This window comes from Aminobacter sp. P4_H6_2, from assembly GCF_056400805.1.
Window position 1 is genome coordinate 1 of record NZ_JBFUKO010000127.1, and the last position, 10,817, is coordinate 10,817.

At 60.5% G+C, this 10,817-nt stretch carries 8 protein-coding genes; 3 read left to right on the forward strand and 5 right to left on the reverse strand.

Going from position 1 to position 10,817, the window contains the following annotated elements; genetic code table 11:
• Nucleotides 1-715 (reverse strand): lysophospholipase (locus tag AC1DUU_RS12110; protein ID WP_476783670.1); only part of this gene is annotated, 715 nt, incomplete at its 3' end.
• A gap of 33 nt (nucleotides 716-748) precedes the next feature.
• Nucleotides 749-1,357, reverse strand: coding sequence for a CDP-alcohol phosphatidyltransferase family protein (locus AC1DUU_RS12115; RefSeq protein WP_476783663.1), 609 nt, complete (start codon nucleotides 1,355-1,357; stop codon nucleotides 749-751).
• A gap of 600 nt (nucleotides 1,358-1,957) precedes the next feature.
• Between AC1DUU_RS12115 and AC1DUU_RS12120 the strand changes: the two genes are divergently transcribed.
• Nucleotides 1,958-2,824, forward strand: a complete 867-nt coding sequence (locus AC1DUU_RS12120) for a hypothetical protein (protein ID WP_476783664.1) — start codon at nucleotides 1,958-1,960, stop codon at nucleotides 2,822-2,824.
• A 377-nt stretch (nucleotides 2,825-3,201) separates the two neighbouring features.
• Here the strand turns inward: AC1DUU_RS12120 and AC1DUU_RS12125 are convergent, their stop codons facing one another.
• The 3 genes from AC1DUU_RS12125 to AC1DUU_RS12135 all read right to left on the reverse strand — a co-directional run bounded on the left by AC1DUU_RS12125 (nucleotide 3,202) and on the right by AC1DUU_RS12135 (nucleotide 7,983).
• The gene (locus AC1DUU_RS12125) at nucleotides 3,202-3,786 is read right to left on the reverse strand and encodes an invasion associated locus B family protein (RefSeq protein WP_476783665.1); all 585 of its coding nucleotides are present in this window, start codon (nucleotides 3,784-3,786) and stop codon (nucleotides 3,202-3,204) included.
• Between the two features lie 155 nt (nucleotides 3,787-3,941).
• Complete coding sequence (locus AC1DUU_RS12130; protein ID WP_476783666.1) at nucleotides 3,942-4,364, reverse strand: globin family protein; 423 nt, start codon at nucleotides 4,362-4,364, stop codon at nucleotides 3,942-3,944.
• 7 nt (nucleotides 4,365-4,371) lie between these two features.
• A complete protein-coding gene (locus tag AC1DUU_RS12135) occupies nucleotides 4,372-7,983 on the reverse strand; it encodes an autotransporter domain-containing protein (RefSeq protein ID WP_476783667.1) in 3,612 nt (1,203 codons plus the stop codon).
• Between the two features lie 755 nt (nucleotides 7,984-8,738).
• Here AC1DUU_RS12135 and AC1DUU_RS12140 point away from each other — a divergent pair.
• Both AC1DUU_RS12140 and AC1DUU_RS12145 read left to right on the forward strand, forming a co-directional pair.
• Nucleotides 8,739-9,209: a GNAT family N-acetyltransferase gene (locus tag AC1DUU_RS12140; RefSeq protein WP_476783668.1), complete on the forward strand. Its 471-nt coding sequence runs from the start codon at nucleotides 8,739-8,741 to the stop codon at nucleotides 9,207-9,209.
• An 885-nt stretch (nucleotides 9,210-10,094) separates the two neighbouring features.
• Nucleotides 10,095-10,817 (forward strand): AraC-like ligand-binding domain-containing protein (locus AC1DUU_RS12145; RefSeq protein WP_476783669.1); only part of this gene is annotated, 723 nt, incomplete at its 3' end.

Here is a 10,817-nt window from a genome sequence, read left to right on the forward strand (position 1 = left end):
AGATCAGGACTTGCGTTGGCACTGTGATGGCCCGCGCGTCGGCGACGATGCGCGCCGCATGCTCATAGAGCTCGAGCAGGATGTTCGAGGCGATCGGCCGGGTGATCAGCACATCAGTCTCAAAGGAGGCGATGCGCGCAGGATCGTGGGTCAACAGCTTCGCCTTGACGTAAGAATTGACGAAGAACCGACCCTTGATCTTCTGCCACAACGCAATGCCGGGTCTGGCAAGAGGCACGTAGAGCTTGACCGAAAACGCCGGCGACGCCAACACCATGACGCGCAGCTTCGGCGCATAGTCGTGGACCCAGGCGGCTGCCAGAACAGCGCCGAAGGACTGGGCGATCAGCGCAACATCCTGCACAGCAAATCCGTCCTTGTCGGCGATCTCGCGGATAAAGCAATCAATGTCGCGCACAAGTGTTGCAAAGGATGGAGCATAGCCGCGCTCCCCGGACGAGCGGCCATTGCCGCGCGCATCCCAAGCGTAGAACGCATAATCGGGCATACGCAGTTCATCGACAAGATGAGCCGTGCGGCCACCATGTTCGTGGCCGCGATGAAACAGAACGATCGCTCCTTTCGGGGATGCCGACACCGCCGGCCAATAGCGAAAGAAGAGTTCGGTGCCGTCATGCGAAGCGAATATTCGCTCAACCACGCTGCGTGGGCTGTCTGGCGACGACACCATGGCGGAAGACTTTTCGTGCAGCATCGGTTGGCCTTCGAGAACTGAGGATTCCTGCATTCAGATGGTCGCCGCAGCGAGGCCGGCCCGGATGCGGTTGATAGCGGTTATTATCGACAGGATCGCCATGGTGGGAAATACCCAAGCAGCGATCGGCTGGACCCACAGGCCGCTGGCGACCAGCACGGAGATGACGCCCAAAGCGAGCGCCCGGTCGCTCTTGCCAAAGGGCCCGGCATAGTTGCGGGGCGCGCCGGCGGCGATGCCGAGCACGCCCGCAAACTCCGCCAGAACGGCCGAAATGGCGAAGGCGACGACACCCCACGGCGCGAAGGCGGGCACCGCTGCAAAGGCCAGGATCAGCGCCAGATCCGATGCCACGTCGCACAGCTCATTGAGATACATGCCAAGCGTCGATGCCTGGCCATGTTCGCGCGCCAGCATGCCATCAACGGCGTTTAGCGCCATGCGCACTAACAGCACGACCGGCATCAGTAAGAACACCGAACCTTTTTCGGGAAAGGCCGCAGTGAGCAGACCGGTGACTATCGACAGTGCGGCCGCCAGTACAGTCACCTGGTTGGCGGTCATGCCCATCGCGGCCAGCCAATTGACCAGTGGACGAAGTATCGCCTGGAATGCCGGCTTCAACGCATAGAGCGTCAGCATGCGTTTAGCCCCCCGGCCGCAGGCGTGAAATCATCGCCGTTCAAATCTCTCGTGGGGATGATCAATTGGCGCGAAAGACGCAAGAAAGACAGTTGAAGCAATCTAGGCGATACGAATGTCGCGCCACAGTTTGAATCGGTCGGATCGTTCAAACCCGGCGGTAAGGCTTCAGATGAGAGGACGATTTTTTTTGGCACAGCACAAGGTCTTTCGCAATCAATTGGGCAGTATCTTCGAAGGATAATTTTAGCGCACGAAACCGGGCTGACGTTTGCTTTTTCGCTGAGTTGCGGAGATAGATCGCTTTGCGAAAATTTAGCCTTTTCCGACATCCCCACTTGCTCCGACAAGTTTCCTTGCGACACTATATCTTCTGACAATTATATGCAATAGTTTCAATAGTTTACGGAATTGTTCGTTGGCGGACAATAGTAGTGCTGTCCAAGACAAGCGCCGTTGTCTCAGCGGATATAGAGGTTCCCGAGATTGGTTTGCTCGTTGCACAATAAATCTGATGCGACCACGGCCAAGACGGGTTCGTAAGCATGGCTAAACTAGCGATTGCGGAAATACCTGCGCGCAAATGGGGGGACGCTATTGTTGAACGTGTCGAAGGTGCTGACATTGGCTTTGGTGCTGGGGATTTGCCCTGTTGTAGCCGTTTCGATGGAGCCCGCGGCGCCACCATTTGAAGTTTCCGATGTGAACACGGCTGTGCCCAACCAACCCGGCGTCACTTATTTCGATCTACTGGTGCAACTGGTGCCAGATCTGGTTGCCAATGAGACCCTAGTCAGCGGACAGGACATGGCGCCCCTCCGCCATATACGCGGCCCAGAATATAACTGGGACATGCCCGAGACGATCACGATCGACTTAATCCGGGCTCAACCCTATCAGGCTGAGGGCAAGCCGATCATTCTTTTGATGGCTGACATCGRCAGACCGGAGGACTTCGCAGAGGCGCCCGCTTTGCTGGCCGCCTTCAGAGATACCAATCCACCTGTGTTGCTCGACGCCGTCGATGTCGGAATGGGGCGCCTTACCGATTTCGATGTTTCCGCCGTGGTCAGCATCGGCAAGGGGAGCCAGGCAATGGTCACTTCCAGCCAGCATTTCAATTCCAACGAAAACCATACGATAGACGCATTGATATACATGCGTGGTGGCAAGTTCGAACTTATCGACACCTTCTTCCTCCACGGCGTAAGGGGGTGCGGGCTCGAGCAGTGGCAAGACCTGTCGGTCGAAGGCCAGCCAGCAACGCCCGGTTCCTACGGCGATATTAAGGTGACGGTCACTGATGCTCGGGAACTGGTCGACGATGCCTGCGACGAGGTGCAAACCGGTCCGACCTTTTCGCGCGCCGTCACCGTGATCTACAAATGGGATGCGGACAAAAAGGCTTTTGTTGCAGGTTCCGATGCGATCAAGCAGTTGGAAAAAGAGACCGCGGCGCGGCTTTAGAGGCGCGGCCATGCCGACTGCCTTGACCGAGCACCTGACTGCCCTGGAGGCACCGAAGGAACTCGCCTAACACAGACGCGCCCTTTCGGGACCTAACGATGGGCCGGACAACATACCAAGGAGACGATGTACGGGATGCCGACATTCGTGCGCCGTCTTGTGAGACACGCGTTTAATCCGGAGATCGAAACGTCCGCTTTCACCTCGAGTATCTTCTGTTCATCGTGCAGGCGGTAGCGCGGACTGTTGCGGCGTCGGCGATTGCCGAAGGAATAATGCACATCGATTGTTCGTGTGCCATCTCTGCAAGCGTGCCTTGGTGCGTAAAAATCGCGCCTGTCTGTCTTAACCCATGCTGCAGCGGCGCGCGTCCGGCCTTACTTGGCGAGTGCCGCAACCCTGTCGAGAGCCGCGTCAAAGCCCTGAAGCGAGATGGAAAACGGGGTCGCTTGGCCGCCATCGCTGATGGCTTTGACTTTGAGCGCAACGCCGGCCCGCAGGGTCGTGAGGGTCGGGGCATCGAAACTCAGGGGCACGACGCAGCCGGCCTGCAAACACGTCCGGAACTGGAGAGCCTGTCCGGCGGGCTGGTCGTCTATCTGCAGCGTGATGCCTTTGTCCAAGGCAAGGCCAAAGGGCAGGATGATTATGCCTGTCACAGTGTTTCCGGTCGGCGCACTGAGTTCGATCGCCAAAACCCGTTGGCCATTTTGCTGGGCTTGGCTCTGCGAGAACGCACAGCGCTTGGTTGTGGTCTGCTGCACGCAGGCGAGCTGCCAATCCCGATAGGTCTCGTTCAAGGAAGAGGCTCCGCCTGGAAGCGTCGAAGCGGGCAGCGTTGCTTGCGCCAGTTCTAGCGATCGCGGCCGGCGAGCCTCTTTCTGGATACCTTTGGCGAGCTGCGCGCCAACCGGCGCAGCCRCATCGCCAGGAACTGCGTAAAAGGCCAGGCCGACGCCCATGGTTGCTATCGCCAATGCAGCTCCTATGAAATTCGAATGTAGTCGCATTGTGCGGCCTTGTTGTTGCGCTGAGCATGGAGGTCCATGAAACCCCGCCAGTTTTGCCGCGCGGCCTGCGAGCCATCCCTTGCCGTGCCATACAGCGACCAAGGAGATTATCGCGCAGCGACAGGTTCTTTGGCGGCCGTGATCATCACGCTGGAGAGGGTATCGAAAGCCGTAGCCCACGCGCGCTTCACTTGTGGGGTGAAAGCGTCCCCTAATCCCTGTTCCAGCGTCCAGATCAAGGTGTCGCCYACGACGGGATAATGGGCATCGACCACTCCATAGCTCTTGTGACGGCGGGCGAGATCGTCGACCACCGGCAAGATCGTGTCGAGCTTGTGGAGGCTGTTGACGATCAAGGCCAGCATCTGCACGAGCTTTTTAGCCTGAGGTTGGATGTCCTCCGCGAACATGGGGCGCACCTCAGGATGCGTCTCGAAGAGCCGGGCGTAGAATATCCGCCCGACCTTGTCGGCGATCGGCACGACCTGTTTGAAACTCTGCTGCACTTGAATGATGACCTCTTGATCCATGACCGCCTCAGAACTTGACGTTGAAATTGCCGCGCACCATCTGGTYGGTGGCGCCGTTGCCGAACTGACCGCCATAGGCGAGACCGAGCGTGGCGTTGGGGGTGAGGTTGAGATCGAGACCCACATCGACCACGGCGGCGTCCCTGGCGATCGGCACGCCGCCGATGCTGAAGGGCGAGCCACCGGAGAAGGCCATGGTCGACACCGGGGTTGTGTCGCCGAAGGCGTGCTGCCAGCCGAGCATGCCGCGCGCCGTCATGTTCATGCCGTTGCCAACCGTGAAGCCCGTCGCGGCGCGCAGGCCCAGCGTGGTGAAGGTGACGCCGTCAGTACTGCTCCGGGTGGTCAGGGCCGCCGCGCCGCCCGTCTCTGTGAACCCGCGCGTCGCGAGGCTGGCATAAGCGAGATTGGCGAAGGGCTCGAACGAGGCCTGCCAGGCATTGATGCGATAGCCTAACTCGCCGAAGGCCTGCGTGGTGCCTGCGCGGTAGTCGCCTTTCAACAGGTCGTTAAAGCTGGAGAAAGCGACGGAGCGGCTCATGGCGATATCGTGCCATGAGTAAGCGAGGCCGGAGCGCAAGGCGAGATTGCCGAGCTGTGTGCCGCCATAGAGGCCGACATGATAGTTGTCGCTCGAGCCGGACGCGTCGCGCTCGTCCACATCGAAGGTCGAGCGGCTGTAGCCGCCGACCAGACCGACGCGCCAGGTCTCGGCAATGAGTGCGTCCCCGCCGGTGAAGAAGCCGCCGACCCCGCGCTTGATCGTGGCGGCATTGCCGTCACCGTCCATCGTTCCCCACGACCCAAAGGCCTGGCCCCACGCCGCGGGCGCGCCGGGGTCCGCCGCCAGTTCCGGCCCGTCCGGCCCGTAGGCAATTACTGGCATCGAAGGCGAGGCAACGCCCTCGAAGGCGGCGCGAAGGCGGTTGTTGACCGCGTCGCGCAGGAACCGGCTATCCTCGATCATCACGCCCTTGGCCGACGCATGCACCTCGCCGGAGAGCTGGTCGAAGGCCGCACGGGCCTGCGGGAGGTCGAGTTGCACGAGCACGTCGACCAACGGGCCGTCGATGCCGAGACTATCGACGCCGCCGCCCGTGGCGATCTGGTTCGGCGTCCCCCCCACTGACGCGAAGCTGACGTTGCTGCGGCTGACATCAAGATAGACGTTGCTGGGATCGTAGGTCAGCCCGAAGGACAGGAAGGGGGTCGCACTCGTTGCGCTGGCGCCGGCAAAGGCGCCGGTGACGCCGCCGGCCGCGGTCAGGATGGTGTAGTGGCTGCCCAGCACATGAGAACCGCTGGCGTTTTGCACAACAACCGCGCCGCCATTGAGCGTCGCCGTGCCGCTCGCGACGATCTTGTCCGATTGTCCAGCCGCGTTGACCTCGACCTGATAGGCCGAGCCCGCCGCGAAGGCGACATTGCCGGCGACATTCAAGGTGCCGATCGAGTTGCCCGGCGCGACGATGCCGCCAGCCTGAGCAAGAATGCCGCCGACGGTGCCGTTGCCGCCGAGCATGCCGCCGCCCGAGACCGTCGCCACCGAGTTGGCCAACGAGCCGTTCACCGCCAGCCGGCCGCCGCTGACATGGGTCGCGCCGATGAAGCCGCTGGAATCCGCCGTCAGGTTCGTGTTGCCCGCGATCTGGTTGATCGTGCCGAGCCCGTTGATGACCGGGGCGAAGACATAGTTCGTCGCTGTGTGGTTGAAGTTGATCGCGCCGGTGCCGCTGCCGAACTGGACCGAAGCCGCGTTCAGCGTGCCCGCGCCGGTGGCAGGRGAACCGGCCGCCGAGCCGATGTTGAGCGTGCCGATGGAGCCCGCATCGCCGGCCAGGACGAACGCTCCTCCCACCGAAACCACGCCGTCATTGGCGATCGTCAGCGTGCCGGGGCCGCCGCCGCCGACAGTGAGGTCACCGCTGTTCGTCCAGGTCGAGCCGGCGCCGTCGACGGTCGCCGTACCAATAGCGTCGTCGAACCGGCCCACCTGGCCAGAGGCGCTGGTCACCACGCCACCACTCGATATGACGAGCGTTCCAGTGGCGTGATGGCCGACGACGAGGTTCCCGGTATTGGTCCAGGTCGACCCCGCCCCGGCGACATGCGCCGTGCCGATCGAGCCGGGCTGGGAGCCCAGCGTGCCGTCCTGGTTGGCAACCTTGCCGCCATTCTGAATCGTCAGGACACCGGTGCCGCCACTGAAGCCAAGGACGAAGTCGTTGGCATAGGTGAGGGTCGATCCGGCGCCGTCGACAATCACCGTACCCGTGCCCCCGGCAAAGAGGCCAAGTTTGCCGGAATCCGCCGTGACCGTTCCACCCGCGGCAATCGTCAGCGCGCCGGTGCCGTCATAGCCGACATTGAGAGCCATGCCGCTTGTCCAGGTCGAGCCCACGCCAGTGACCGTCACCGAGCCGGTCGAGCCCGCATCGAGGCCGACATAACCGAAATTGCTGCTGACCACACCACCGTTTGAAATGGTCAACGCGCCGGTGCCTTCGCCACCCACTTGAAGCTCCAAGCTGTTGGTCCAGCTCGACCCTACGCCAGTGACCGTCACAGAGCCGGTCGAGCCCGAGGCGCGGCCGACAATTCCGTTGCTGTTGCTGACCACACCGCCGTTCGAAATGGCCAACGCGCCTGTGCCCCCAAGACCGACGGTGAGATCTGCGCTGTTGGTCCAGGTCGAGCCAACGCCGGTGACGGTTGCCGTGCCGGTGGAGCCCGCCTGCGCGCCTACATAGCCGTTGTTACTGCTGACGGCTCCGCCGTTCAGGATGTTCACCGTTCCAACACCAGCGTCGCCGACAGCGAGGCTTGTACTGTTGGTCCAGGTCGAACCCGCGCCGGTGACCGTCACCGTGCCCGTTCCGTCCGAGCTACCGCCTATGGTGCCATTGGTGCTGCTGACCGTGCCGCCGTTGGAAACTGTCAACGTACCAGCGCCGTTCAGGCCGACGACCAGGTCTTTGCTGCTGGTCCAGGTCGAAAAGGCGCCATCCACGGCAACCATGCCTTTGGAACCTGCCTCCTTGCCCACGTAGCCGCTGTCATTGCTGACCGCGCCGCCGTTCGCAATCAGCAATACCCCCTCGCCGTAGTTGCCGACATAGAAGTCGGAGCTGTTGTTCCAGGCCGAATTGAAGTTGATGACCGTGGCGGAACCGGTTGAGCCGATACCGTTCCCAAGGGTTCCGGTAGTGTTGGTGGCGACGCCACCATTGGAAATCATCAGCGTGCCGATGCCGGAACTGCCCACGGTCAGAGTTGTACTGTTGGTCCAGGCCGAGCCCGTCCCATCGATTGTTACCCCCGAGGCAAGCCCGTTTCCGACGATGGCGTTGGTGCTACTCAATGTGCCACCACCGGAGATCGCCAGCGCGCCGGGCGCGCCGACCGTCGTCCCGATATACACGCCAGCTGCTACCGCGTTGGCATTGATCGTTGCCGGATTGGGCGCCGTCGTATTGATGACGGCATCGACGGCCGCCGTAGGGGGGGCGCCGTTGTTCCAGTTGCTGCCGTCAAACCAGTCTTGCGACACGGCGCCCGACCATTCAGTTTCTGCCGCTGCCGCAGGTGCGACAACGCTGCCAATGGCGACAGAACCCATCGCCAGGGTCAGCGCGAGGGAACTGGAGGATATGTGGTAACGTCTAAATCGCTCGTGTTTCGATCGAGTATTTTCCAGAATTTTCGACGTCATTAATCCACCCAAGACAACAGATTTGCAGTTCATCTGCTAGGGTTGCATTCTTTGGCATGGGCGTCTTTCACTGGAGCGCACTGGAATTGTCCTGGAGGGCAGTCGCGCGCATTTATCTGCGCTGTGTCCTCTCCGCAACAATTCGGGATGCTTCAATAACACACCTGCTCACGCTGATTTGCGAATCGCCGGGAGGCCGAGAATTGACGTCGGGTCTTTTGAGGTGCGCACGCGGTGTTCAGAAGAACTTCAGGCGTCCGCAGCCCAGTCAGAAGGCCCAATGGTTATCGCGCGCGCTTTGGCGTGTTGCCGATTCGGCGGTGGCCGCAGTGGTTAGAATGCACCACGTCGTTGAAGCCGAATCTCAGGGCAATCTCGCTGATCCGCAGTTCGCCAAAATGCCGCTCCGACAGCATCTGGTTTGCTTCGTAAGGCGCAGCTTCTCCAACATGCGCTCGAAAGAACGTAGACCGCAGTCCCCTGCAGGAGATCGCGGCCAGCGTGCCGACAATCCGATTTCTTGGGCAACAACCACCTCGCGCCGAATCGAGCGCAAATACCGGCATCAAGGCCCAATTCTAAAGCCAAGAGGCCATGGGGGACTGGTGCGGATGGAGATCGGCCGATAGTCATCAATTTTTGAGCCAGACCGTGAGAGCGCAATGATAGCACTGAGATCGATGCGAACAGATGAGTTCTACGGCTATCTCAGCTACTTCATCCCTGACTATGCCGCGGAAATATCCAGCAATTATGGATTGTCTGACACTGACGCTCTTGCGCAGGCAAAGCGAGAAATTTCAGATGATCTACCTGATGGACCCGACACGGCAGGCCAGGTTTTGCTGACCATCACAGAGAGTGCACTGGGAAGCGACGTCGTCGTTGGATATTTCTGGTATCGCCCAGACGAGGCCGCGCGTTTTGTGTTCATCAACGACTTCCATATCCTGCCGGCGTATCAAGGCAAAGGTTACGGAGAGAGCGCTCTTGCCACTCTGGAAGTCGCGCTATCCGCGGCAGGCTTTGAGACAATCCGGCTGCGTGTCGCCGCTGACAATGCGGGAGCGCATCACCTCTATCAGCGGGGAGGCTTTCGCATCACTGGCATCAATATGAGCAAGAGGATCTGACAGGATCAACCGCACCTCCATGACCCCAAGAGGTTACTCGGGTAGTAATGCGGGTTCCGATGAAAACCGGAACTCGCGCCCTGACAACTGGTGCCAGCACATGGTGAAAGGCCGCATGCTTGTTTTGGCGGCGTTCAACACGAGAAATAGTTACCTCGCATTGTTGGCATACCTGGATTGCATTTCGTGACCGTGGCTTTTGCGTATTTTGTGCAATCGAGCAAGGCGCACGGCGTCGTTAAAGTGGCTGACCACCTCAATAGCGGGCTTAGAACTGCGCCGCCCCTCCCTTTCCGGCCGCTCGATCGCATCAGGATCAGCAACAAGCGTTTCTGCCCGCGTCCCATCAGTAGTGTGCCGTGACGACGTGCAAAAAGGCCCGATTGATATGCGGGGCTTCTCGGCGAACCCTCGGCTTGATAGGCCTGGTCCAGATCGATCGTATCTCGATGGTATCGGGCACTTCTGCAGAAAACTCCGGGCCGCGTATGTGGCGGACAGGCGCCATGTCATGCCTGCAGGCCCATGGTCGTTGGCCTGGGGAGCTGACGCCGGGGTGGCCGGCAACCGCAGCGTTCAGGTTGGAGATATCAAATGGCGGAGCCTCGGTATCGTCCGACGCAGCAACAGCTCCCGCCCATCTCAACCATAAGAGCTAACGCCAACGCCTTCGACAGGTCTAACACCAAAGCCCTCATTTGCGCGCAGTACTCGCTAACCTAGCCCCGGCTCGCCGGCCGTCGTGGTCGTCGGCGCACTAGAATTATCGCGTATCGCACGAATCGATTTTGAACAGTGTTGATCATCGTCCGAACGTAGATAGCGCTTGTCGTGGACAGCACTAATATTGTCGCCAACAGCACTCGACTGTAGTCCATGGAATAGTTGCGCAAAAAAGATGGATGCAATATTGTTTCCGTTGAATCTTGTCGGGATGGAGTGAAGATGTCGGAAAAGGCTACGTTTTCGTCCAACGACCTATCGCCCCACCTCAGCGAGAAGGCCAAGTTCAGCCTTTGGCAGGAAATCCACAACGATCAGATCTGGTCAGTCGACTATCGCGTCGCCGATGCCGCCCCCTTCCATGCGGAAATAGAGGCGGTGGCGGTCGGACAGCTCGTCATTGGCCAGATGGCGGGCACGATCAAGCACGCGAGCCGGCAGGCCAACAATGTCGCAAAGGATGGTCGTGATGGCTATCTGCTGCTGATCAACAAGACCCGATCGGAGCTGCGCGGCACCCAGGTCGGGCGGCAGTATGCCATCGGGCTAGGCGCGGCGGCCCTGGTGTCGGCATCGGAGCCGCTCACCATGTCCGGCGGTGACGCCAATGCATGGATGAACCTCGTCATTCCGCATCAGGCGCTGGCCACCCCGTTCAGGACCATTAACGACTTGCTGGCCAACCCGATTGCCGCTGGCAACGAGGCGCTGGGGCTTCTGGTTCGCTATTGCCGGTTTCTCGAAACTGGTCCAGCGCTGGTGTCGAACGACCTGATAGCCCATGCAGCAGAAACCATAATCGATCTCGTAGGCTTGTCGACAGGCGCAAAAGGGAATGCAGCAGAACTGGCGGGGCTGCGAGGGCTGCGAGCGGCACGCCTGGCG